Below are 23372 nucleotides of genomic sequence, written 5' to 3'. Positions count from 1 at the left end.
GCGGATCATGAAATTTCGTTGCCGTAAGCAACCATAAAACGAGATGGTTGAATAAGGCAACTTTCTTCAAGGGCAAGTAAAACCCGCAGCTACGGGCCCTGTCGCACCGCCGGGGACCGCCCGGTCAGTCGGCCGCCGACTCCCCCAGCACGTCGTTGAAGCGGTGCAGCAGCTCCGCGAAACGGGTCACGTCCTCCGGCGACCAGCCGCCCATCACCTCGCGCACCCGCCGCATCCGGACGCCCTGCGCGGCCAGGTAGCGCCGCCGCCCGTCCTCGGTGAGCGAGACCAGCGCGGCCCGGCGGTCCAGCGGGTCGGTCTCCCGGGCCACCAGGCCCAGCTCCTCCAGCGTCCGGACCTGCCGGCTCACCGTCGCCTTGCCGACCGAGAAGTGCGCGCCGACGTCGGTCACCCGCACCGGCCCGGCCTGCTCGATGTAGCCGAGCAGGCTGTACGCCATCCCCTCCAGCCCGGGGTGCACCCGCCGTGAGAGTTCCGCCACTCTGGCCCGGCCCCGTCGGAACATCAGCGCGACCTCGCGCTCCACCGCCACCAGGGATTCCTCGTCACTCACCGCGCCAGTATCGCGCAGCGACACCGGCGGCGGCCCGGCGCGGCCGGTGCGACAAGCCAACTACTTCATGGTATGAAGTATCGGTTCTGGAAGTACCGTTTTTCCCCATTACACGAGGAGATGTGGATGGCAGCCCCGGGGCAGGGTTTCATCGCCGAACTGAAGAGCGCGGTCACCCCGCGCGCGGCACTGCTCGTGATCGGCGTGCTGCTGCTCCAGCTCGGCTTCATCACCTCCTACATCGGGGCACTGCACAAGCCCGCCCCGCAGAACCTCTCCATCGCGGTGGTCGCCCCGCCGCAGGTCGCCCCCAAGCTGGTCGGCGCGCTGGAGTCGGTGCCGAACGACGCCGTCCGCGCCAGCACCGCGCCGGACGCCGAGACGGCGACCCAGCTGATCAAGGACCAGAAGCTCTACGCCGCACTGGTCGTGGACCCGACCTCCACCCAGGACACCCTGCTGGTCGGCAGCGCCCGCGGCACCTCCGCCGCCAAGGCCGCCGAGTCCATCACCACCGCGATCGACCAGTCCCAGGGCCGTACGGTCAAGGTCCACGACGTGGTGCCGCTCGCCAAGGGCGACACCAACGGCCTCTCCGCCTTCTACCTGGTGATCGGCTGGTGCGTCGGCGGCTACCTGGTCGCCTCGATCCTGGGCATCAGCGCGGGCTCCAAGCCGGCCAACACCCACCGCCTGCTGATCCGCCTCGGCGTCCTCGCGGTGTACTCGGTCGGCGCCGGCGTCCTCGGCACGGTGATCGCCGGGCCGGTGCTGGACGCCCTGCCGGGCTCGGTCCTCGGACTGAGCGCCATCGGCGCCCTGGTGGTGTTCACGGTCGGCGCGTTCACCATGGCGCTGCAGTGCCTGTTCGACATCCTCGGGATCGGCGTCGCGGTGCTGATCTTCGTGGTGCTCGGCAACCCGAGCGCGGGTGGGGTCTACCCGGCGCCGATGACGCCGCCGTTCTGGCGGGCGATCGGCTCCTGGATCCCCAACGGCGCCGGTACCACCGCCACCAAGTCGGTCGCCTACTTCGGCTCCACCAACCTGGGGCTGCCGATCCTGGTCATGGTGGTCTGGGCACTGATCGGCATCGGCGTCGCCCTGCTGGCCGTGCTGCGCGGCCCGCGCTCCGGCGGCCGCGAACTGGCCGCCGCCGAGAGCTGAGCCCCGCACTCCTCCCGCTCGTCACCGAGCCCCCGGCCGCCACGGCCGGGGGCTCGGCCGCGTTGCCGCCGGGCCCCGCCGCTACCCGACCGGGCCCGGGTCGGCCACGACGGCTCGGACGACCCGCACCGCCGCGCCCAGCAGCGGGCCCCGGCGGCCCAGCCGGGAGACCGTCAGCCGCTCCTCCGACCAGGGCCGCACCGTCACCCGGGCGGCCAGCTCGGCCCGCATCGCGGGCAGCAGCCAGGGCGCCAGCCGGGCGTAGCCGCCGCCCAGCACCACCTCGGCCGGGTCCAGCAGGTTGACCGCGCCGGCGGCCGCGGTGCCGAGCGCCGTACCGGCCCCGGCCAGCGCCGCGAGGGCGGCCGGGTCCCCGACCCCGGCGCGGTCGGCGAGCAGGGCCACCCAGTCGCCGCGGGCCCCGGTCAGGCCGGCTGCCCGCAGCACCGCCGCCTCGCCCGCGTACTGCTCCAGGCAGCCGTGCGCCCCGCAGGCGCAGCGGGGCCCGTCGGGGTGGACCGGCACGTGGCCGAACTCCCCGGCGAAGCCGCCCGCCCCGCGCAGCAGCCGGCCGCCGACCACGATCGCCGCGCCGACCCCGGCCTCGGCGGAGACGTACAGGAAGTCCTCCGGGCCCTCGCCCAGCCAGCGCTCGGCCAGTCCGCCGAGGTTGGCCTCGTTGTCCGCCTCGATCGGCAGGTCGGCCAGTCCGCCCCCGGCCGTCCGCAGCGCGGGGCGCAGGGCCGCGGCCAGCGGGACGTCCTGCCAGCCCAGGTTGGCGGCCCGCTGGAGCATCCCGCCGGAGCCGCCGACCAGCCCGGGCACGGCCAGGGTGAGGGCGGCCGGGCGCAGCCCCGACTCGGCGACGGCCTCGTGCAGCAGGTGGGCGAGGTCGGCCATCACGGCGGCGGGCTCGCGGCCGTGGTTGGAGACCTCCCGGCGCCGCCAGGCGCGGACCTCCCCGCGCAGGTCGACCACGCAGGCGCCCAGGTGCCGCACGCCGATCTCGGCGCCGAGGCCGCCGGGCCCGGCCGGGTTGAGGCCGAGGGCGGTGCCGGGGCGGCCGACCTTGCCGCTGGGCGCGGCGGGGCCCTCCTCGACCACCAGGCCGGCGGCGATCAGCTGTTCGGCCAGCGAGGAGACGGCGGCCCTGGTCAGCCCCGTCCCGGCGGCCACCTCGGCGCGCGAGCGCGGCCCGCTCGCGATCGTCCCGAGCACCAGGGCCAGGTTGGCCCGGCGCATCCCCTGCTGGCTGGCGGGCCCGGTCCGGGCGGGGTCGGACTCGTGCACAAGGCTCACCTCGCCCCTTTTACGTCCTTACGGCACATCCCGTGGCATCTCGGGTGCAGCGTAGCCGGGTTCCGGGGGCACCGTCGTCGGCACCGGGACGGGCTCGGCCGGGGCCGTCCCGGCGGGCGGGAAGACCCACCGCCGGATCGCCCAGTAGCGGAACAGCATCGCCACGAAGGTGCCGACGACCATCCCGCTGAGGAAGTCCGCGACCTCCTGCCGGAGCGGGTCGACGTACGGCTCGCGCAGGTCCAGGAGGTACCGGGAGACCGCCAGCGGCACGTCGTTGACGGCGATCGCCACCGCGCTGACCAGGACGAACACCAGCACCTCGCGCCGCCGGCCGTCGGCCCGCAGGGCCCGGAAGGCCCAGCGGCGGTTCAGCACGTACGAGACGACGGTGCCGATCACCGTCGCGACGGTCAGCGCGACCACCGGCTTGTGCTCCAGCACGGTGAACTTGAGCTCGAAGTCGATCACCGTGGTGAGCGCGAAGCAGCCGCTCCCGACCAGCAGGAACTTCACCAGCCGGCGGTGCCGCACCAGGAACGGGCGCAGCCGCTCGGGCACCCGGGCCAGGGCCCGCTGCGTGGGGGACGGCATCTCCGCAGTCTCGCACGCGGGGGTGCCGTCGGCCCCGCAGATCGCCGCGGCCCCGCGGGGCGCCGACGGGCCGCCCGGACCGCCGCTCGGGCGGCCCGGGCGGCGGTCGGAGCGGCGGCCGGGGCGAGCCGGTCAGGCGGCGACCAGCACCGCGGCCCCGGCCGGCTCCAGCGCCAGCTCCAGCACCTCCCGGACGTCCGCCACCGGGTGGACGGTGAGCCGCTCCAGCACCTCGGCCGGGACGTCGTCCAGGTCGGCCTCGTTGCGCCTGGGGATGATCACCGTGGTGACCCCGGCCCGGTCGGCGGCGAGCAGCTTCTGCTTCACCCCGCCGATCGGCAGCACCCGCCCGGTCAGCGACACCTCGCCGGTCATCGCCACGTCGGTGCGCACCTTGCGCCCGGAGAGCAGCGAGGCCAGCGCCGTGGTCATGGTGATGCCGGCGCTCGGCCCGTCCTTGGGGATGGCCCCGGCCGGGATGTGCAGGTGCACGCCGCGGTCGCGCAGCGAGGTGACCGGCAGCTCCAGCTCCGCGCCGCGCGAGCGCAGGTAGGAGAGCGCGATGTGCGCGGACTCCTTCATCACGTCGCCCAGCTGCCCGGTGAGGGTCAGCCCGGTGCCGCCCGTCTCGGCGTCGGCCAGCGAGGCCTCGATGTAGAGGACGTCGCCGCCGGCGCCGGTCACCGCGAGGCCGGTGGCCACGCCGGGGACGGCGGTACGGCGCTCGGCCGGCTCCTGGGCGGACTCCGGCACGTGGTGCGGCCGGCCGATCAGGGCGCGCAGGTCCTCGGCGCCGACCGCGGCGGGCAGCTCGCGCTCGCCCAGCTCGGCCTGCGCGGCGATCTTGCGCAGCACCCGGGCGATCGAGCGCTCCAGGGTGCGGACGCCCGCCTCCCGGGTGTACTCCCCGGCGAGCCTGCGCAGCGCCGGCTCGTCCACGGTGACCTGCCCGCCGCCCAGACCGGCCTTCTCCAGCTGGCGCGGGAGCAGGTGGTCGCGGGCGATGACGACCTTCTCGTCCTCGGTGTAGCCGTCCAGCCGGACCAGCTCCATCCGGTCGAGCAGCGGCCCGGGGATGGACTCCAGCACGTTGGCGGTGGCGAGGAAGACGACGTCGGAGAGGTCGAGCTCGACCTCCAGGTAGTGGTCCCGGAAGGTGTGGTTCTGCGCCGGGTCCAGCACCTCCAGCAGGGCGGCGGCCGGGTCGCCCCGGTAGTCGGAGCCGACCTTGTCGATCTCGTCGAGCAGGACGACCGGGTTCATCGAGCCGGCCTCCTTGATCGCCCGCACCAGCCGGCCGGGCAGCGCGCCGACGTAGGTGCGCCGGTGGCCGCGGATCTCCGCCTCGTCCCGGACGCCGCCGAGCGCGACCCGGACGAACTTCCGGCCCATGGCGCGGGCCACCGATTCTCCGAGCGAGGTCTTTCCCGTTCCGGGCGGCCCGACCAGGGCCAGCACCGCTCCCCCGCGGCGGCCGCCGATCAGCCCGAGCCCCTGGTCGGCCCGGCGCTTGCGGACGGCCAGGTACTCGACGATCCGCTCCTTCACGTCGGCCAGGCCGGCGTGGTCGGCGTCCAGCACCGCGCGGGCGCCGGCGATGTCGTACGCGTCCTCGGTGCGCTCGTTCCAGGGCAGCTCCAGGACGGTGTCCAGCCAGGTGCGGATCCAGGAGCCCTCGGGCGACTGGTCGGAGGAGCGCTCCAGCTTGTCGACCTCCTTGAGCGCGGCCTCGCGGACCTTCTCCGGCAGGTCGGCGGCCTCGACCCGGGCGCGGTAGTCGCCCTCCTCGTCGGCCGGGTCGCCGTTCAGCTCGGCCAGCTCCTTGCGGACGGCCTCCAGCTGGCGGCGGAGCAGGAACTCCTTCTGCTGCTTGGCCACGCCCTCTTCGACGTCCTTGCGGATGGTGTCGTTGACCTCCTCCTCGGCGAGGTGGTCGCGCAGCAGGGCGAGCGCGTACTCCAGGCGGGCGACCTGGTCGGCCTCCAGCAGCACCTTGAGCTTCTGCTCGGCGGTGGCGAAGGGCGCGTAGCCGATGTTGTCGGCGAGCTCGCCGACGCCCTCGATCTGCGCCACCCGGTCGACGATCTGCCAGGCGCCGCGCCTGCGCAGCCACTGGGTGGACAGCGCCTTGTACTCCTTGACCAGCTCGGCGGCCCGGCCGGCCACCGGGGTGCCCACCGAGGACTCCGTGAACGGCGTGGTCTCCACCCAGAGGGCGGCGCCGGGGCCGGTGGTGCCGACCCCGATCCGGACCCGGCGCACGGCGCGCACCAGCGCGGCCGGCTCCCCGTCGGCCAGCCGGCCGACCTGCTCCACGGTGGCCAGCGTGCCGGCCGCTGCGTACGAGCCGTCCACCCGCGGGACCAGCAGGACCTGCGGCTTGCCGGCGCCGGTGGCGGCGGCCCGGGCGGCCTCGACGGCGGCGCGCACCTCGGTGTCCTTCAGGTCCAGCGGGACGACCATGCCCGGCAGGACGACCTCGTCGTCGAGCGGCAGCACGGGCAGGGTGAGCGGTGTGGACGTCGATGCCATGATCTCTCCCCAGTCAGTGAACTTGAGTCGACCTGACTAAGGCTTCACAGGCGCCGGATGTTCCCGGCCCCCTGTTCGCCGTGAGCGAACAGGAATCGGCGGGGAAAGCGCGGCACCCGACTTCGTCAAAAGAGCACCGGACACGCCTCGAAAAGTCCCGACGGGGAGCCCCGCGAGTCCGGGGAGGTCCGACCGGGCGACAGCGTAGACGCGCCTAACGCACAGGCGTCAGCGCGCCGCACGCACCCGCGCGGGCGCACCGCCCGCGGCCGTCGCGGCGGCCGGGCGCGGCCGGGGCGGGCGCCGCTCGGCCCGGCGCAGCCAGCGCCACAGCGCGACCCCGGTCAGCACCGCGGCCGGGTGCCCCACCCCGGTGATCACGTCCTTGTCGGTGGCGATCTGCTCGGCGATCATCAGCCCGGCGCCGCCCAGCGCGAGCAGCCGCCCGCGCCAGGAGAGCAGCCCGGCCACCGCGCCCAGGCAGGCGAGCACGCCGTAGCTGACCCCGATGTCCAGGTAGTCCATCGCCTCGGGCGCCATCCGCCCGGTCTCCACCGCGGTGATCACCACGCCCTGGGAGAGCAGTGTCGCCGCGACATGCCCGGCCGCGAACACCGCCGCGGCCCGGGCCGGGCCGACCCTGCGCTCCAGCGGGGCGAGGGTGAGGGCGAATCCCCACAGGTACGGCATCCACACCTCGCCGGCCACCCAGAACCCGCTCAGCACAAGGGCGCGCAAAGGATGCTGGAGCAGGTTGTGGCCGTCCGAACTGGAGGCCTCCTGCAGACGCTGGACGAGTTCCGGATCGGCGAGCCGGGCGAAGGTCGTGGTGGCTCCCACGACGGCGAGGTACCCGAGCGTGAAGGGCGTCCTCCGGGGCGTCGGCACCCGTTCCAGCAGCCATTCCAGGACGCCGGTGCGCAGCCCGAGGCGGAGCATTCCGTACGGCGCCCCCGCACTCCCGCACCCGTCGGCACCCCGCCCGAGTCCCGCCATGCCGCCTCCGCTCCACGCCGCAGCCACCGGCTCCCCGCCGGATGCCCAACGTACCGGCGCGCGCCGCGGATTCCGCCCGGCCGGGCGCTCACGTGGCCACGGTACGTCGAGGTTCTGAGAGGCACCTGAAAGAAGCCCGTGAAGACCGTCGCCGTAGCGGACCGCCGGATTCCCGACATTGGTCCAGACCTTCTCCCCATAAACGGGGCACCAGGGCCTCTGACCGGCGACTTGGCGTCAACTGCACTGCATACGTACCGTTACGCAGAGAAAATTCGACGGGTAAGGTATCGGCCCGTGCCCACTCGTGCAGTGGGTCCGAGGGCGGCCCGACAGCCGGCCCACGGGCCGGAAACGTCCGGTCCACCTGCCGGGAAGCATCCGCTGTCCGTACGCTGCGAAGTGCGCGGGAGAAGTGGGCGGCCGACCATCCGTCCTCGGCTCCCGATCGCGCGACGGGACGGCGGACCCGGCACAGTCCACGACGGAACAAGACTACGAGCGGAGCCCCGCCATCCCCACAGGTGGCCGGCCCGCAGCCCTGGGGGCGGTGGCGTGACCGTGACAGAGATTCAGCAGGACAACCACAACGCCGGCGGCACTGTGAGCAGCCAGCGCAGAGTCCTGGTGGTGGAGGACGAGCCCACGATCGCCGAGTCGATCGCCGCCCGGCTGGGCGCCGAGGGCTTCAAGGTCGCCGTGGCCCACGACGGCCCCGGCGCGGTCGACGGCTTCCACACCTGGCAGCCGGACCTGGTGGTCCTCGACATCATGCTGCCCGGCTTCGACGGCCTGGAGGTGTGCCGCCGGATCCAGGCCCAGCGCCCGGTGCCGGTGCTGATGCTGACCGCCCGCGACGACGAGACGGACCTGCTGGTCGGCCTCGGCGTCGGCGCGGACGACTACATGACCAAGCCGTTCTCGATGCGCGAACTGGCCGCCCGCGTCAACGTCCTGCTGCGCCGCGTCGAGCGCGCCCAGCAGGCCGCCCGCACGCCCGCGCTGGGCAGCCTGCGGTTCGGCGAGCTGGAGATCGACCACGTGCAGCGCCGGGTCCGGCTGGCCTCGGGCGACGTCCACCTGACGCCGACCGAGTTCGACCTGCTCGCCTGCCTGGCCGCCCAGCCGCGCGCCGTGCTCACCCGCGAGCAGCTGCTGGCCGAGGTCTGGGACTGGACCGACGCCTCCGGCACCCGCACCGTGGACAGCCACGTCAAGGCGCTGCGCCGGAAGATCGGCGCCAGCTGGATCCGCACCGTCCACGGTGTCGGATACGCGCTGGAGGCCCCGCTCTCCTAGGGCCCTCCTCGGGCGACGGGCCACCGGGGGGCCCGCAGCCCGGACGACGCCGTGCCACCACGCGGGCCGACACCGCGGGGACCACAAGGAACCGATGACCTTTCCACAGCAACGCAACGGGGAATCCGCCGACACGCGGCCGCAGAACCTGGCCGCCCGTGCCGCCCGCCGGGTCTGGGCCGACATCCGGCCGCTCGACCCGGTCCGCTCGATCAAGGGCAAGCTCACCCTGCTCGTGATCGTCTCCGTGTGCCTGGCCACCGGGATGGTGGTCGTGGCGATCCGGTCCGAGACCCAGATCCGGATCATCATGGTCTTCTCCATGATCGCCTCACTGCTCTTCATGCAGTTCCTCGCGCACGGGCTGACCGCCCCCCTGCGCGAGATGACGGCCGCCGCCCGCGCGATGGCCTCCGGCGACTACAGCCGCCGGGTCGAGGTGAACTCGCGCGACGAGATCGGCGAGCTGGCGGCCGCCTTCAACGCCATGGCCGCCGACCTCCAGGCCGCCGACCGGCACCGCCGCGAGCTGGTCGCCAACGTCTCGCACGAACTGCGGACGCCGATCGCCGCGCTGCGCGCCGTCCTGGAGAACGTGGTGGACGGCGTCGTCCAGCCCAATCCGGCCACCCTGGGGGCGGCCCTGGAGCAGACCGAGCGGCTCGGCCGCCTGGTCACCCACCTGCTCGACCTCTCCAAGATCGACGACGGCGTGGTCGCCCTGGACGCCCGCCCCTTCGAGGTGCGCGAGTTCCTGGACGGCGTGCTGCGCGGGGTCACCGTGGACGGTGCGACGGCCGGCGGCGCCTTCTCCCGGCGCGGGGACGTCCGGCTGGCCCTGGAGGTCAGCCCGACCGGCCTGACCGGCGTGGCGGACCCGGAACGGCTCCACCAGGTGGTCGCCAACCTGGTCGACAACGCCTGCAAGCACTCCCCGCCCGGCGGCACCGTGACGGTGCGGGCGAGGCCGGAGGGCGAGGAGGGCGGCCTGCTGCTGGAGGTCGAGGACGAGGGCCCCGGCATCCCGCCGGCCGACCGCTCCCGGGTCTTCGAGCGGTTCAGCCGCAGCGGCACCGCGACCGCCGCCGGGCCGGGCTCGGACGGCGGCACCGGACTGGGCCTGGCCATCGCCCGCTGGGCGGTGGACCTGCACGGCGGACGGATCGCGGTGGCCGAGTCCCCGCGCGGCTGCCGGATCGAGGTCCGGCTGCCCGCACGGCGTCAGAGCGACGGTCGGGACATTTGTCACAGATCCGACACAGCGGTCTACGAAGATCGTTAGAGGATTTGGCCGGGTTTTTGTCCGCTTTGGCCCCGGTATGCCCCCTGTTCGGCGCTGATCGGTTCCCCTCAGATACGGCTTTCTAACGCACTTTTTCAGCCAAAGTGCAGGTCAGCACTGTGATCTGGGCGACGCCTGGGCCCCGGGGACTGCGCGATCACTGGTCAGGGGCGTAGCCTTAATCCCCGCTGTCCAAACATCCCAAAAGGAAGCGGAAGAGGGCGGTTGCCGCCGTGTCGCCACAGTCCCCTGAAACCCCCAACAGCTCGGCAAGCTCCACTGGCTTCGGCCCCAATGAGTGGCTCGTCGACGAGATCTACCAGCAGTACCTCCAGGACCCGAACTCGGTCGACCGAGCCTGGTGGGACTTTTTCGCCGACTACAAGCCCGGTACCGAGGTGACCCCAGTGACCCAGGCCGCGACCCAGGCCGGCCCCGCGCCGACCCCTGCCGCTGCCCCCGCGCCCGCCGTCGCAGCCGCTGCTCCGGCCGCGCCCGCCGCCGCTCCGGCGCCGGCCGCCCCGGCTCCGGCTCCGGCCGCCGCCCCGGCTCCGCTCGCCGCCGCGCCCGCCGCGCCCCCGGCCCCCAAGGCCGCCGCCCCGGCGCCGGCCGAGCCCGCTGCCGCCGCCGGCCCCGAGCTGATCCAGCTCCGCGGCCCGGCCAAGGCCGTCGCCACCAACATGGACGCCTCGCTGGAGGTGCCGACCGCGACCTCGGTCCGCGCCGTGCCGGCGAAGCTGTTGATCGACAACCGCATCGTCATCAACAACCACCTGCAGCGCGCCCGCGGCGGCAAGGTCTCCTTCACCCACCTGATCGGCTACGCCCTGGTCCAGGCCATCAAGGCCGCCCCGGGCATGAACTACAGCTACAAGGTGGAGAACGGCAAGGCCTTCCTGGTCAAGCCGGAGCACGTCAACCTCGGCCTGGCCATCGACCTGGTCAAGCCGAACGGCGACCGCCAGCTGGTCGTCGCGGCCATCAAGAAGGCCGAGACGCTCGACTTCTTCGGCTTCTGGCAGGCCTACGAGGACATCGTCCGCCGGGCCCGCGCCAACAAGCTGACCATGGACGACTTCACCGGCGTCACGGTCTCGCTGACCAACCCCGGCGGCATCGGCACCGTGCACTCCGTGCCGCGCCTGATGCAGAACCAGGGCACCATCGTCGGCGTCGGCGCCATGGAGTACCCGGCCGAGTTCCAGGGCTCCGCCCCGGAGACCCTGTCCCGGCTGGGCGTCTCCAAGATCATGACGCTGACCTCGACCTACGACCACCGCGTCATCCAGGGCGCGGCGTCCGGCGAGTTCCTGCGCGAGATCCACCGCCTGCTGCTCGGCGAAAAGGGCTTCTACGACGAGATCTTCGAGTCGCTGCGGATCCCGTACGAGCCGGTCCGCTGGGCCACCGACGTCGCCACCACCCACGACGACGAGGTCAACAAGACCGCGCGCGTCATGGAGCTGATCCACTCCTACCGGGTCCGCGGCCACCTCATGGCCGACACCGACCCGCTGGAGTACAAGCAGCGCAAGCACCCCGACCTGGACGTCACCACCCACGGCCTCACCCTGTGGGACCTGGAGCGCGAGTTCGCGGTCGGCGGCTTCGGCGGCCAGAAGATGATGAAGCTCCGCGACATCCTCGGCCTGCTGCGCAACACGTACTGCCGCACCGTCGGCATCGAGTACATGCACATCCAGGACCCGAAGCAGCGCAAGTGGCTGCAGGAGCGCCTGGAGAAGCCGTACGCGAAGCCCGAGCGCGAGGAGCAGCTGCGGATCCTCCGCCGCCTGAACTCGGCCGAGGCCTTCGAGACCTTCCTGCAGACCAAGTACGTCGGCCAGAAGCGCTTCTCGCTGGAGGGCGGTGAGTCGCTGATCGCGCTGCTGGACGCGACCATCGACTCCGCCGCCGAGCACCGCCTCGACGAGGCCGTCATCGGCATGGCCCACCGCGGCCGCCTGAACGTGCTGGCCAACATCGTCGGCAAGCCGTACGGCAAGATCTTCGGCGAGTTCGAGGGCAACCTCGACCCGAAGTCGATGCACGGCTCCGGCGACGTCAAGTACCACCTGGGCTCCGAGGGCACCTTCACCGGCCTGGACGGCGAGACCATCAAGGTCTCGCTCGCCGCGAACCCCTCCCACCTGGAGACGGTCGACCCGGTCGTCGAGGGCATCGCCCGCGCCAAGCAGGACATCCTGGACCAGGGCGGCACCACCTTCCCGGTGCTGCCGATCCAGGTCCACGGCGACGCGGCCTTCGCCGGCCAGGGCGTCGTCGCGGAGACCCTGAACATGTCGCAGCTGCGCGGCTACCGCACCGGCGGCACCGTGCACGTCGTGGTGAACAACCAGGTCGGCTTCACCGCCGCCCCGGCGTCCTCGCGCTCCTCGATGTACTGCACCGACGTGGCCCGCATGATCGAGGCCCCGATCTTCCACGTGAACGGCGACGACCCGGAGGCCGTGGTCCGCGTCGCGCGGCTCGCCTTCGAGTTCCGCCAGGCGTTCCACAAGGACGTGGTGATCGACCTCATCTGCTACCGCCGCCGCGGTCACAACGAGGCCGACAACCCGTCGTTCACCCAGCCGCTGATGTACGACCTGATCGACAAGAAGCGCTCGGTGCGCAAGCTGTACACCGAGGGCCTGATCGGTCGCGGCGACATCACCATGGAAGAGGCGGAGCAGGCGCTCCAGGACTTCCAGGGCCAGCTGGAGAAGGTCTTCGCCGAGGTCCGCGACGCGGCCCAGGCACCGGCCGACGCCACCGCCGGCAAGCCGCAGGCCGACTTCCCGGTCAGCATCCAGACCGGCATCTCCCAGGAGATGGTCAAGCGGATCGCCGCCTCGCAGGTCAACCACCCGGACTGGCTGACCGTCCACCCGCGCCTGCTGCCGCAGCTGCAGCGCCGCGCCGCCTCGGTCGAGGACAACACCATCGACTGGGCGATGGGCGAGACCCTCGCCATCGGCTCGCTGCTGATGGAGGGCCACCCGGTCCGCCTGGCCGGCCAGGACAGCCGCCGCGGCACCTTCGGCCAGCGGCACGCCGTCCTGATCGACCGCAAGACCGGCGAGGACTACACCCCGCTGCAGTACCTCACCGAGGACCAGGCCCGCTACACCGTCTACGACAGCCTGCTGTCGGAGTACGCGGCCATGGGCTTCGAGTACGGCTACTCGCTGACCCGCCCGAACGCGCTGGTCATGTGGGAGGCGCAGTTCGGCGACTTCGTCAACGGCGCGCAGACCATGGTGGACGAGTACATCGCCTCCGCCGAGCAGAAGTGGGGCCAGCACTCCGGCGTCACCCTGCTGCTGCCGCACGGCTACGAGGGCCAGGGACCGGACCACTCGTCCGCCCGTCCGGAGCGTTTCCTGCAGATGTGCGCGCAGGACAACATGACGGTCGCGATGCCGACCCTGCCGTCGAACTACTTCCACCTGCTGCGCTGGCAGGCGCACAACCCGCACCACAAGCCGCTGGTCGTCTTCACCCCGAAGTCGATGCTGCGTCTGAAGGCCGCGGCGAGTGCGGCGGAGGAGTTCCTGTCCGGCTCGTTCCGCCCGGTCATCGGCGACTCCACCGTCGACCCGGCGCAGGTCCGCAAGGTGGTCATCACCGCCGGCAAGTTCTACTACGACCTGGCGGCGGCCCGCGCCGAGCGCGGCGTCACCGACACCGCGATCGTCCGGGTCGAGCGGCTCTACCCGCTGCCGGTGGCCGAGCTCCAGGAGGAGCTGGCCCGCTACGGCGACAACGTCCAGTTCGTCTGGGCGCAGGAGGAGCCGGCCAACCAGGGTGCCTGGCCGTTCATCGCGATGAACCTGGTCGACCACCTCCAGGTCGTCATCGGCCGCACCGGCGGCGACGCCCGTCTGCGCCGCGTCGCCCGTACCGCCGCCTCGTCCCCGGCGGTCGGCTCGGCCAAGCGGCACGCCGCCGAGCAGCAGGCGCTGGTCGAGGAGGTCTTCGCGCTCTGACGAGCCGAAGCCCGACGCTCTCCACACCCGCGGCCCCGTCCTCCCCACCGGGAGGGCGGGGCCGCGGGCGTTCGCCGGGCCACCACCGGTACGACGGCCGACCGGCCCGGACTATCCTGACCAGGTCAATCCCCACCGGACCGGAGCGAACCGTGTACTTCACCGACCGAGGCATCGAGGAGCTGGAGAACCGGCGCGGCGAGGAGGAGGTCACCCTGGGGTGGCTGGCCGAGCAGCTGCGCACCTTCGTCGACCTCAACCCGGACTTCGAGGTCCCGGTCGAGCGGCTGGCCACCTGGCTGGCGCGGCTCGACGACGAGGACGACGAGTGACCCGGTGACGGCCGCCGTGAGGCCCGGGAGGCAACCGCCTCCCGGGCCTCGCGCGTGTCCGGGGCGCGGAGGAGTGCGGAGGAGTGCGGAAGGGTGCGGAACCCCGGGGGCCTCGTAGGGGAGGACTCGGGGACGGGTCGGGGACGGATCGGGGTCGGGTTCGGGGGTCGGGGCGCTTGACTCTGCCAGCACGCGATATATCGTCTTTAGAAGAGAACGCGATACATCGCGATCGACAACGGGAGGCGACGGACATGAGCCAGTGGACGGTCGAGGGCACCGAGAGGATCACCTTCGACGAGCCGGTGCGCGCGCTGCACGTGCGGACCATCGAGGGCACGGTGAACGTGGTGGCGGCCGACGGCCCGACCCGCCTGGAGGTCACCGAGCTGGCCGGCGAGCCCCTGCACGTGACCCTGGTGGACGGCGTCCTGACGGTCACCTACAAGGACATCCACAGCTGGGGCGAGTTCGGCGACCGGCTCAAGTCGGTCGGCTCGGTGAAGGACCTCTTCGGCTCCTTCAAGCGCAAGCGGATCGCCGCCGTGACGGTGACCGTCCCGACCGAGGTCGAGGTCAAGGTCGGCACCGTGTCGGCCGACACCACCGTCAGCGGCGTCAGCGGGCACGTCTCGGTGCAGAGCGCCAACGGCGACACCACCCTCGCCGGGGTCACCGGCCAGATCGAGGCCGGCACCGTCACCGGTGACGTGGACGCCCACGCGGTCGGCGGCCGGCTCAAGGTCAACACCGTCTCCGGGCAGCTCACCGTGATCGCCGGCACCGCCGACCGGGTCCAGGCCAACACCGTCACCGGCGCCGTCACCCTGGACCTCGACGTGGCCGGCGAGACCGACGTCAAGGTCAACACCGTCAGCGGCGCCGTCGTGATCCGGATCCCCTCGCTGGCCGACGCCACCGTCGAGGCCGGCTCCACCAGCGGCGACGTCTCCAGCACCTTCGAAGAGCTCCAGATGAGCAGCACCTGGGGCGCCAAGAAGATCTCCGGCCGCCTCGGCGAGGGCCGCGGCAGCCTCCACGTCACCACCGTCTCCGGCGCGGTCACCGTGCTGCGCCGCCCCGAGGCGGAGGAGGACGGCCCGGTCGTGGTCAAGGAGCTCCCGGCCGGCCCGGGCACCCCGAACCTCACCAAGGAGGCCTGAGATGACCCCTGTGTTCGGCCACGGCCGGCTCCGCCTCTACCTGCTGAAGCTGCTGGACGAGGCCCCGCGCCACGGCTACGAGGTGATCCGGCTCCTGGAGGAGCGGTTCCAGGGCCTGTACGCCCCCTCGGCCGGGACGGTCTACCCGCGGCTGGCCAAGCTGGAGCAGGAGGGCCTGGTCGCCCACAGCACCGAGGGCGGCCGCAAGGTGTACCGGCTGACCGACGCCGGGCGCGCCGAACTCGAAGCCCGGCAGGTCGAGTTGGACGAGCTGGAGGTGGAGATCCGGGACTCCGTGGCGCAGCTCGCCGGGGCGATCCGCGAGGACGTCCGGGACAGCGCCAAGGACCTGCGCGAGGAGCTGTGGAACGCCGCCCGGCAGGCGCCCGGGCCGGAGCGCACCGAGCCCGGCGACCCGTGGGCCGGGCCCTGGGGCGACAACGAGTCCTGGCAGCGCGCCAAGGAGGAGTTCGCCCAGTTCAAGCAGCAGGCCAAGGAGCAGGCCAAGCGCGCCCGGGAGCAGGAGAAGGCCGCCAAGGCCAAGGCGAAGGCCGCCGAGGCGGAGGCCCGACGGCTGCGCGAGCAGGCCAAGGCCTCGCGCACCGCGGCCCAGCAGGAGGCGCTGCGGATCAAGCGCCGGGTCGAGCAGCAGGTGCGCGAGCACGCCGCGAAGGGCGACTGGCCGACCGGGCTGGCCGAGGGCCTGTCCGAGCTGACCAAGGGCCTGGCCGGCCTGGCGGACGCGGCCCGCTGGGGCCACGGCGCGGAGGAGCCGCCCGCCGAGCCCGCCGAGCGGGTCACCGTGACCAGGATCGACCTGGACAAGGACGGCTCCGACACCCCGGCCGACCTGCCGCCGTGGGCCGCCACCGACCCGGCCGGGGACCCGGCCCGCGAGCTGGAGCGGCTGCTCGACCGCTTCCGCGACCAGGTCCGCGACGCGGCCCGGGACGGCGGGGTGAACGCGGACACGCTGGCCGAGGCCCGTACGGTGCTGGGCGCCGCGGGCGAGCGGCTGAAGCGGCTGCTCGGCTGAGCCCGGAACGGCTCCTGCGGCCCGGTGCCCCCGTCACGGGAGGCACCGGGCCGCCGCACGCCCGCGGGCAGGCGTCAGGGGGTGGGGCTCCGTCAGGAGCGGGGTGCCGTCAGGGAGTGAGGACGATCTTCCCGAAGACGTCGCCCTCGGCGAGCCGGGCGAAGCCGTCCCGGGCCTCGGCCAGCGGCAGCACCGAGTCGATCACCGGCCGGACCCCGGTGTTGGCGCAGAACGCGAGCAGCCCGGCCAGCTCCTCCTTGGTGCCCATGGTCGAGCCGACCACCCTGAGCTCCAGGAAGAAGATCCGGTTCAGCTCGACGGAGCTCGGGTTGGTGCCGGAGGTGGCCCCCGAGATGACGATGGTGCCGCCCGGGCGCAGCGACTTCACCGAGTGCGACCAGGTCGCGGCGCCGACCGTCTCCAGCACCGCGTCCACCCGCTCGGGCAGCCGGGCGCCGCTCTCGAAGGCCGCGTCGGCACCGAGCTCCACCGCCCGGGCCCGCTTGGCCTCGTCCCGACCGGTGACCCAGACCCGCAGGCCGGCCGCCTTGCCGAGGACGATCAGCGCGGTCGCCACGCCGCCGCCCGCCCCCTGCACCAGGACGGTGTCCCCGGGCTTGACCCCGGCGTTGGTGAACAGCATCCGGTAGGCCGTCAGCCAGGCGGTGGGCAGGCAGGCGGCCTGCTCGAAGCTCAGCCCGGCGGGCTTGGGCAGCAGGTTCCAGGTGGGCACCGCGACCCGCTGGGCGAAGGTGCCCTGGTAGCGCTCGGTCAGGATGGACCGCGGCTCGTCCGGGCCGACCCCGTGGCCGCTCTGGCCGATCACCGAGTGCAGGACCACCTCGTTGCCGTGCTCGTCGACGCCGGCGGCGTCGCAGCCGAGGATCATCGGCAGCCGCTCGGCGGGCAGGCCGACCCCGCGCAGCGACCACAGGTCGTGGTGGTTGAGGCTGGCGGCCCGGACGGTGACCACGCTCCACCCGGGGCGGGCCTGCGGCTCGGGGAGGTCGCCCAGCTCCAGCCCGCTCAGCGGGTCGGCGGCGTCGGTACGTGCGGCGTAGGCAGCGAACATGCCCCGGACGATAGCCGCGACGGCCGGGGCCGGGAACCACGCGGAGGTGTGACGCGTGTCCCGGCTGCTGCTCCCCCGCTCGCCTCCGGGCGCTCGGGGGGACGCGGGGGAGCGGCCGCCGTGGCGGGCGCGCTCCCCCGATCACCTCGTCAGATCCGGGCGACGCCCTCCGCCCGGGCGGCCTCGGCGACGGCCTTGGTGACCGCCGGCGCGACCCGCTCGTCGAACGGCGAGGGGATGACCTTCTGCGGCGTCAGCTCGTCGGCCACGACGCCGGCCAGCGCCTTGGCGGCGGCCAGCTTCATGCCCTCGGTGATCCGGGAGGCGCGGACCTGGAGGGCGCCCGCGAAGATGCCCGGGAAGGCCAGCACGTTGTTGATCTGGTTCGGGAAGTCGCTGCGGCCGGTGGCCACCACGGCGGCGTACTTGTGGGCGACCTCGGGGTGGATCTCCGGGTTGGGGTTGGCCATCGCGAAGACGAACGCGCCCTCGGCCATGGTCGCCACGACCTCCTCCGGCACGGTGCCGCCGGAGACGCCGATGAACACGTCGGCGCCGGCCATCGCGTCGGCCAGCGAGCCCTTGAGACCGGTGCGGTTGGTCCGCCCGGCGATCTCGGCCTTGACGTCGGTGAGGTCGCCGCGGCCCTCGTACACCACGCCCTTGCGGTCGCAGACGGCCACGTCGCCGATGCCGGCCGCGACCAGCATCTTGGCGATGGCGATGCCGGCCGCGCCGGCGCCGGAGATGACGGCCCGCAGCGAGCCGATCTCACGGCCCGTCACCTTGGCGGCGTTCCACAGGGCCGCGGTGGTGACGATCGCGGTGCCGTGCTGGTCGTCGTGGAAGACCGGGATGTCCAGGGCCTCCTGGAGCCGGCGCTCGATCTCGAAGCAGCGGGGCGCGGAGATGTCCTCCAGGTTGACGCCGCCGAAGGAGGGCGCCAGCCGGACCACGGTCTCGACGATCTCGTCGACCCCGGTGCAGTCGAGCGCGATCGGCACCGCGTCCACGCCGCCGAACTGCTTGAACAGGATGGCCTTGCCCTCCATCACGGGCAGCGAGGCCTGCGGGCCGATGTCGCCGAGGCCCAGCACCGCGGTGCCGTCGGTGACCACCGCGACGGTGTTGGACTTCCAGGTGTAGTCGTTGACCAGCTCCGGCTGCTCGGCGATGGCCGTGCAGACCCGGGCGACACCGGGGGTGTAGGCGAGGGACAGGTCGTCCGCGTCGCGCACCGGGACGGTCGCCCGGATCTCCATCTTCCCGCCGCGGTGGAGCGCGAAGACCGCGTCGACCGGATCCTCGGTGTCCTGGGTGCTGCTGTGAATGATCTCCGCTGCCACGATGACCTCTTCGTCATTGATCTGGCGAGGACGCGCGGCCGACGGGCAGGGCGACCCGTCCGGAAACCGGAAACCGGGTACGCCGAAGCGGACCCGGGGTCGGGGTCGGGGCGCTGCCGTCGGGCGGCGCCCTCGGATGAGGGTTGTATGGGGTCTGTGTTGTCCGCGTTGTGCTTCCGGGCCGAGCGTAGGTCGGAGGAAGGCATCGCACCTATGCCTTTTCGTCCTCGTCACGTACGGTTCATCGCCGCGCTGTCGCGTCACAGGGGCCCGGCGGCGGAAGCGCCGGGCTCCGGCGGCGGCAACGGCATGAGCGCACGCGCACCCGCAGGAGTGAACACAGGCCGAAGGGGATCCGGTGCCCCGGATACGGAGCCGCGTGAGGACTTCCGTTCCCGGGCACCCCGAGCCTGTCGGGGCTCGTCGGCCTGGTTCGAGCGTTCGGGGGTCACCCGGTACCGAATTCTGACACACCCGCCGCCGGGCCCGGCAGGGCGGGATGGCAGGATCGCTTGTCCGCCATTTCGCGTACACCCGTGCGACACCGTGGCGGCCCCACCTCCCTCCCTCAGGAGCCGCCCTCATGCCGCACGTCCGCCACGCCCTCCGTCCGGTCCCGGCCGGCGCCGCCCTGGCCGCCGCCGGAGCCCTCCTGCTGACCGGCTGCGGCGGCGGGCAGGCCGCCCCGGGCGACCCGGTCAAGGACCTCCGCGGCAAGCTGCCGAAGGCCCAGCGGTCGGCCGGCGCACTGCGGGTCGGCATGGACGTCAACTACGCCCCGGTGGAGTTCCGCGGCCCGGACGGCAAGCCGACCGGCCTCGACCCGGACCTCGCCGCCGCCCTGGGCCGGATCCTCGACGTGCGGGTCGAGTTCGTCGACACCCCCTTCGACAAGCTGGTGCCGAACCTCCAGGCCAAGCAGTACGACGTGGCGATGTCCGCGCTCAGCGACACCCGCCGGCGCCGGGACGCGGTGGACGAGACCGGCAAGCCGACCGGCCCGGGCGTGGACTTCGTGGACTACTTCATCGCGGGCACCTCGATCGTCGTCCCGAAGGGCAACCCCAAGGGGATCAGGGGCCTGGACGACCTGTGCGGCAAGACCGTCGCGTTCCAGCAGGGCACCACCCAGGACGAGATCGTCACCCGCCAGGTCGGCGTCTGCACCCGGGCCGGCCGCCCGCTGACCCCGCACAAGCTGGACAGCGACACCAAGGCGCTGGCCGAGGTCGCCTCGGGCGCCGCCGCGGCCGGCCTGAACGACTACCCGGTGGCCGCCTACGCGGCGAAGACCACCGACGGCGGCGCCCGCTTCGAGGTGACCGGCGGGCAGTCCACCTCCAACCCGTACGGGATCGCGGTGCGCAAGGACGACGGGCCGCTGCGGGACGCGCTGGCCGGGGCGATCGACCAGCTGATCCGCAGCGGCGAGTACGACAAGATCCTGGCCAAGTGGAACGTCGGCGCCGGCGCGGCGCAGAACGCGGTGGTCAACGGGGGCATCTGAGGCGGGGGCGGCGGGCCTCCGGGGACGGCACGGACCGATCTGCATACTTATGCGCAGAGTGACAGGGGCGCGGAATAAGTCCGAATAGCGGACAGCGCGACCCCTCGTTATCCGATTTTGATCTGGATGAGGGCCACCTGACTGTCATCAGATGGCAGGATTCCCCCCATCTCGGATCGAGCCGGCCACTGGTCGAGGCCGTCCGGTCAACGTCCACCTCGGCGGAGGGTGGCGGAAGCAGTACCTCGTACAACCCCGGACGGCTCCCCCGCGCCCGGGCAACTGCACGACCCGGCCTGCACGTACGACGACGTACGGCGACACGCACCCGTACCGAGCCGCGCGGCTCGCCGTTCCGGTGCGCCGCTCCCGCGGCGCGCTCCGCCCGACCTCTCTCCCCCAGGATGGAGATCCCCCTCATGACCACCCGTACCCAGCGCAGCCGGCTCTTCGCAGCCGGTGTGGTCGCCGCCTCGGTCTCCCTGGTGCTGACCGGTTGCAGCAGCAGCAAGAGCGAGAGCAGCGGCGCCCCCAACGCCTCCGCGACCGTCAACGAGGTCAAGGCCGACCCCAAGCTGGCCGGGCTCGTCCCGGACGACGTCAAGGCCGCCGGCAAGCTCCTGGTCGGCGCCGACGCCTCGTACGCGCCGGACGAGTTCAAGGACGACAGCGGCAAGGTCATCGGCATGGACGTCGACCTGGCCAACGCCATCGCCGCCAAGCTCGGGCTGAAGGCCGAGGTCCAGGACTCCGGCTTCACCGCGATCATCCCCGGCATCCAGTCGAACAAGTTCCAGCTCGGCATGTCGTCCTTCACGGACAACAAGGAGCGCGAGCAGATCGTCGACATGGTCACCTACTTCAACTCCGGCAGCGCCGTCGCGGTGAAGAAGGGCAACCCGGAGAAGATCGACCCGAAGGACCTCTGCGGCAAGAAGGTCGCCGTCCAGACCGGCACCACCCAGGCCGACGAGATCAAGGACACCCGCGACCCGGACTGCGCCAAGGCCGGCAAGCCGGGCGTCCAGAACGGCGGCGACAAGTTCGACCTCCAGACGGACGTCACCAACGCCGTGGTCTCCGGACGCGACCAGGCGATGATGGCCGACTCCCAGGTCGTCGACTACGCGATCAAGCAGTCCGGCGGCCAGCTGGAGAAGGTCGGCGAGACCTACGGCGTGGCCCCCTACGGCGTCGCGCTGGCCAAGGGCTCCAAGCTCACCCCGGCCGTCCAGGGGGCCGTCCAGTCGCTGATCGACGACGGCACCTACAAGCAGATCCTCGCCAAGTGGGGGGTCGAGTCCGGCGCCATCACCACCTCGACCGTCAACGGCGCCGTCAGCTGACCCTCGTCCGCTCCATCTTCTCCCCCGAGGCCACACCGTGAACTCTTTGGACAAGGGGACGGCGGAGCAGGGCCGGCCCGAGACCATCAAGGCCGTCCCCGTCCGCCACCCCGGACGCTGGGCCGGCGCCGTCGTCATCGCCGTACTCGCGGCGATGCTGGTGAGCGCCCTCTTCACCAACCCCGCTTTCAAGTGGGACATCGTCGGTCAGTACCTGTTCCACGACAGCATCATGCACGGCCTGCTGGTGACGCTGGAACTGACCGTGCTCGCCATGCTCATGGGTGTGGTCGGCGGCATCGTCCTCGCGGTGATGCGCCTGTCCCCGAACCCGCTGCTGGCCGGCGTCGCGTGGGTCTACATCTGGATCTTCCGCGGCACCCCGGTGCTGGTGCAGCTGGTGTTCTGGAACTTCCTCGGCCTGATCTGGGCCAAGCTGTCGATCGGCGTCCCGTGGGGCCCGGAGTTCTGGTCCGAGCAGACCAACGTGCTGATCCCGACCTTCGTCGCCGCGCTGCTGGGCCTCGGCCTCAACGAGGCCGCCTACATGGCGGAGATCGTCCGCGGCGGCATCCAGTCGGTGGACGAGGGCCAGACCGAGGCCGCGCACGCGCTCGGCATGAGCCGGTTCCAGACCATGCGCCGGATCGTCCTGCCGCAGGCCATGCGGGTGATCATCCCGCCGACCGGCAACGAGACCATCTCGATGCTGAAGACCACCTCGCTGGTCTCCGTGATCTCCCTGGAGGAGATCTTCCGGGCCGGCCAGGTCATCTACTCCCGGAACTACCAGAACATCCCGCTGCTGATCGTGGTCAGCCTCTGGTACCTGTTCTTCACCTCGGTGCTGACCATCGGCCAGTACTACATCGAGCGCCACTACGCCCGAGGTTCCAACCGCACCCTCCCGCCCACCCCGCTGCAGCGGCTGCGGAGGCTGTTCGCCGGGAAGCCCGCCCCCAGGACGACCGCCGACGTCGTCCCGGGGCTCGAGGGAGGTGGTCACGTATGACCGATCTGACCAAGTCCCCCGCCGGCGGCGGCGCGTCCGGCGAGCCGATGGTCCGCGCCGAGAACGTGCACAAGTCGTACGGCCTGGTCGAGGTGCTCAAGGGCATCGACCTGGAGGTCAGGCAGGGCGAGGTGTTCTGCCTGATCGGCCCGTCCGGCTCCGGCAAGTCGACCTTCCTGCGGTGCATCAACCACCTGGAGAAGATCAACGGCGGCCGCCTCTGGGTGGACGGCGAGCTGGTCGGCTACCGGCAGAAGGGCGACCGGCTGCACGAGCTCAGGGACCGCGAGGTCGCCCTCAAGCGGCGCGACATCGGCATGGTCTTCCAGCGCTTCAACCTGTTCCCGCACATGACCGCCGTCGAGAACGTCATGGAGGCGCCGGTCCAGGTCAAGGGCGAGAGCCGGGCCGACGCCCGCGAGCGCGGGATGGCCCTGCTGGAGCGGGTCGGCCTCGCCGACAAGGCGAAGAACTACCCCTCGCAGCTCTCCGGCGGCCAGCAGCAGCGCGTGGCGATCGCCCGCGCGCTGGCCATGAAGCCCAAGCTGATGCTCTTCGACGAGCCGACCTCCGCGCTCGACCCGGAGCTGGTCGGCGACGTCCTCGACGTCATGCGCGGCCTCGCCGAGGAGGGCATGACCATGGTGGTCGTCACCCACGAGATGGGCTTCGCCCGCGAGGTCGGCGACGCGCTGGTGTTCATGGACGGCGGGGTGGTGGTCGAGTCCGGCAACCCCCGCGAGGTGCTCACCGACCCGCAGCACGAGCGCACCAGGGCCTTCCTCTCCAAGGTGCTCTGAGCCCGTACGCCCGGCGCCCGGCA

18 protein-coding genes are annotated in these 23372 nt (G+C 72.5%); 11 read left to right on the top strand and 7 right to left on the bottom strand.

Going from position 1 to position 23372, the window contains the following annotated elements; all coding sequences use genetic code 11:
- Positions 1 to 124 precede the first annotated feature (124 nt).
- Positions 125 to 574: a MarR family winged helix-turn-helix transcriptional regulator gene (locus tag ACFVXH_RS09975; protein ID WP_234348623.1), complete on the bottom strand. Its 450-nt coding sequence runs from the start codon at positions 572 to 574 to the stop codon at positions 125 to 127.
- A 126-nt stretch (positions 575 to 700) separates the two neighbouring features.
- On the opposite strand from ACFVXH_RS09975, the gene ACFVXH_RS09970 reads away from it, so the two are divergent.
- Positions 701 to 1741 carry a DUF3533 domain-containing protein gene (locus ACFVXH_RS09970; RefSeq protein WP_387821967.1) on the top strand — a complete coding sequence of 347 codons (1041 nt, stop codon included), beginning with the start codon at positions 701 to 703 and terminating at the stop codon, positions 1739 to 1741.
- 81 nt (positions 1742 to 1822) lie between these two features.
- On the opposite strand, the gene ACFVXH_RS09965 is transcribed toward ACFVXH_RS09970, so the two are convergent.
- The 4 genes from ACFVXH_RS09965 to ACFVXH_RS09950 all read right to left on the bottom strand — a co-directional run bounded on the left by ACFVXH_RS09965 (position 1823) and on the right by ACFVXH_RS09950 (position 7105).
- Positions 1823 to 2983 (bottom strand): ROK family protein, encoded by a 1161-nt coding sequence (locus ACFVXH_RS09965; RefSeq protein WP_387822184.1) that lies wholly within the window; start codon positions 2981 to 2983, stop codon positions 1823 to 1825.
- A 75-nt stretch (positions 2984 to 3058) separates the two neighbouring features.
- Positions 3059 to 3634: a GtrA family protein gene (locus ACFVXH_RS09960; RefSeq protein WP_375876495.1), complete on the bottom strand. Its 576-nt coding sequence runs from the start codon at positions 3632 to 3634 to the stop codon at positions 3059 to 3061.
- Positions 3635 to 3766: 132 nt separating this feature from the next.
- On the bottom strand, positions 3767 to 6166 hold the full coding sequence (lon, locus tag ACFVXH_RS09955; protein ID WP_049660270.1) for an endopeptidase La: 2400 nt from the start codon (positions 6164 to 6166) through the stop codon (positions 3767 to 3769).
- Positions 6167 to 6394: 228 nt separating this feature from the next.
- The gene (locus ACFVXH_RS09950) at positions 6395 to 7105 is read right to left on the bottom strand and encodes a rhomboid-like protein (RefSeq protein ID WP_074001427.1); all 711 of its coding nucleotides are present in this window, start codon (positions 7103 to 7105) and stop codon (positions 6395 to 6397) included.
- 618 nt (positions 7106 to 7723) lie between these two features.
- Here ACFVXH_RS09950 and ACFVXH_RS09945 point away from each other — a divergent pair.
- The 6 genes from ACFVXH_RS09945 to ACFVXH_RS09920 all read left to right on the top strand — a co-directional run bounded on the left by ACFVXH_RS09945 (position 7724) and on the right by ACFVXH_RS09920 (position 16266).
- Complete coding sequence (locus tag ACFVXH_RS09945) at positions 7724 to 8461, top strand: response regulator transcription factor (protein WP_181970677.1); 738 nt, start codon at positions 7724 to 7726, stop codon at positions 8459 to 8461.
- A 94-nt stretch (positions 8462 to 8555) separates the two neighbouring features.
- On the top strand, positions 8556 to 9743 hold the full coding sequence (locus tag ACFVXH_RS09940; protein ID WP_082346227.1) for a cell wall metabolism sensor histidine kinase WalK: 1188 nt from the start codon (positions 8556 to 8558) through the stop codon (positions 9741 to 9743).
- 233 nt (positions 9744 to 9976) lie between these two features.
- Positions 9977 to 13735 carry a multifunctional oxoglutarate decarboxylase/oxoglutarate dehydrogenase thiamine pyrophosphate-binding subunit/dihydrolipoyllysine-residue succinyltransferase subunit gene (locus ACFVXH_RS09935; RefSeq protein WP_387821961.1) on the top strand — a complete coding sequence of 1253 codons (3759 nt, stop codon included), beginning with the start codon at positions 9977 to 9979 and terminating at the stop codon, positions 13733 to 13735.
- 152 nt (positions 13736 to 13887) lie between these two features.
- Complete coding sequence (locus ACFVXH_RS09930; RefSeq protein ID WP_049649445.1) at positions 13888 to 14067, top strand: DUF6104 family protein; 180 nt, start codon at positions 13888 to 13890, stop codon at positions 14065 to 14067.
- Between the two features lie 254 nt (positions 14068 to 14321).
- Positions 14322 to 15230: a DUF4097 family beta strand repeat-containing protein gene (locus tag ACFVXH_RS09925; protein WP_074001425.1), complete on the top strand. Its 909-nt coding sequence runs from the start codon at positions 14322 to 14324 to the stop codon at positions 15228 to 15230.
- Position 15231: 1 nt separating this feature from the next.
- Positions 15232 to 16266 carry a PadR family transcriptional regulator gene (locus tag ACFVXH_RS09920; RefSeq protein WP_049649443.1) on the top strand — a complete coding sequence of 345 codons (1035 nt, stop codon included), beginning with the start codon at positions 15232 to 15234 and terminating at the stop codon, positions 16264 to 16266.
- A gap of 109 nt (positions 16267 to 16375) precedes the next feature.
- Here ACFVXH_RS09920 and ACFVXH_RS09915 read toward each other — a convergent pair whose 3' ends face one another.
- Both ACFVXH_RS09915 and ACFVXH_RS09910 read right to left on the bottom strand, forming a co-directional pair.
- Positions 16376 to 17338, bottom strand: a complete 963-nt coding sequence (locus ACFVXH_RS09915) for a zinc-binding dehydrogenase (RefSeq protein ID WP_049649442.1) — start codon at positions 17336 to 17338, stop codon at positions 16376 to 16378.
- 149 nt (positions 17339 to 17487) lie between these two features.
- Entirely contained in the window at positions 17488 to 18684 is a 1197-nt protein-coding gene (locus ACFVXH_RS09910) for an NADP-dependent malic enzyme (protein ID WP_049649441.1), read from the bottom strand.
- 583 nt (positions 18685 to 19267) lie between these two features.
- Between ACFVXH_RS09910 and ACFVXH_RS09905 the strand changes: the two genes are divergently transcribed.
- The 4 genes from ACFVXH_RS09905 (at position 19268) to ACFVXH_RS09890 (ending at position 23349) form a co-directional block, all read left to right on the top strand.
- Positions 19268 to 20191, top strand: a complete 924-nt coding sequence (locus tag ACFVXH_RS09905) for an ABC transporter substrate-binding protein (protein WP_387821956.1) — start codon at positions 19268 to 19270, stop codon at positions 20189 to 20191.
- Between the two features lie 419 nt (positions 20192 to 20610).
- Complete coding sequence (locus tag ACFVXH_RS09900) at positions 20611 to 21537, top strand: ABC transporter substrate-binding protein (protein ID WP_063780035.1); 927 nt, start codon at positions 20611 to 20613, stop codon at positions 21535 to 21537.
- A gap of 37 nt (positions 21538 to 21574) precedes the next feature.
- The gene (locus ACFVXH_RS09895; protein WP_049649438.1) at positions 21575 to 22549 is read left to right on the top strand and encodes an amino acid ABC transporter permease; all 975 of its coding nucleotides are present in this window, start codon (positions 21575 to 21577) and stop codon (positions 22547 to 22549) included.
- Complete coding sequence (locus tag ACFVXH_RS09890; RefSeq protein WP_387821951.1) at positions 22546 to 23349, top strand: amino acid ABC transporter ATP-binding protein; 804 nt, start codon at positions 22546 to 22548, stop codon at positions 23347 to 23349. The genes ACFVXH_RS09895 and ACFVXH_RS09890 overlap by 4 nt, the downstream gene beginning before the upstream one ends.
- The last annotated feature ends 23 nt before the right edge of the window (positions 23350 to 23372 follow it).

The sequence above is a fragment of the Kitasatospora sp. NPDC058184 genome, from assembly GCF_042883725.1.
GTDB lineage: Bacteria > Actinomycetota > Actinomycetes > Streptomycetales > Streptomycetaceae > Kitasatospora.
Note: the sequence above shows the minus strand (reverse complement) of the source record. Positions and strands in the feature narration are given on the sequence as shown.

Coding starts and splice junctions, on each gene's coding strand:
- ACFVXH_RS09970 (WP_387821967.1), top strand. CDS start 701: ATGGCAGCCCCGGGGCAGGGTTTCATCGCCGAACTGAAGAGCGCGGTC.
- ACFVXH_RS09965 (WP_387822184.1), bottom strand. CDS start 2,983: ATGCGCCGGGCCAACCTGGCCCTGGTGCTCGGGACGATCGCGAGCGGG.
- ACFVXH_RS09960 (WP_375876495.1), bottom strand. CDS start 3,634: ATGCCGTCCCCCACGCAGCGGGCCCTGGCCCGGGTGCCCGAGCGGCTG.
- lon (WP_049660270.1), bottom strand. CDS start 6,166: ATGGCATCGACGTCCACACCGCTCACCCTGCCCGTGCTGCCGCTCGAC.
- ACFVXH_RS09950 (WP_074001427.1), bottom strand. CDS start 7,105: ATGCTCCGCCTCGGGCTGCGCACCGGCGTCCTGGAATGGCTGCTGGAA.
- ACFVXH_RS09940 (WP_082346227.1), top strand. CDS start 8,556: ATGACCTTTCCACAGCAACGCAACGGGGAATCCGCCGACACGCGGCCG.
- ACFVXH_RS09925 (WP_074001425.1), top strand. CDS start 14,322: ATGAGCCAGTGGACGGTCGAGGGCACCGAGAGGATCACCTTCGACGAG.
- ACFVXH_RS09920 (WP_049649443.1), top strand. CDS start 15,232: ATGACCCCTGTGTTCGGCCACGGCCGGCTCCGCCTCTACCTGCTGAAG.
- ACFVXH_RS09915 (WP_049649442.1), bottom strand. CDS start 17,338: ATGTTCGCTGCCTACGCCGCACGTACCGACGCCGCCGACCCGCTGAGC.
- ACFVXH_RS09905 (WP_387821956.1), top strand. CDS start 19,268: ATGCCGCACGTCCGCCACGCCCTCCGTCCGGTCCCGGCCGGCGCCGCC.
- ACFVXH_RS09900 (WP_063780035.1), top strand. CDS start 20,611: ATGACCACCCGTACCCAGCGCAGCCGGCTCTTCGCAGCCGGTGTGGTC.
- ACFVXH_RS09890 (WP_387821951.1), top strand. CDS start 22,546: ATGACCGATCTGACCAAGTCCCCCGCCGGCGGCGGCGCGTCCGGCGAG.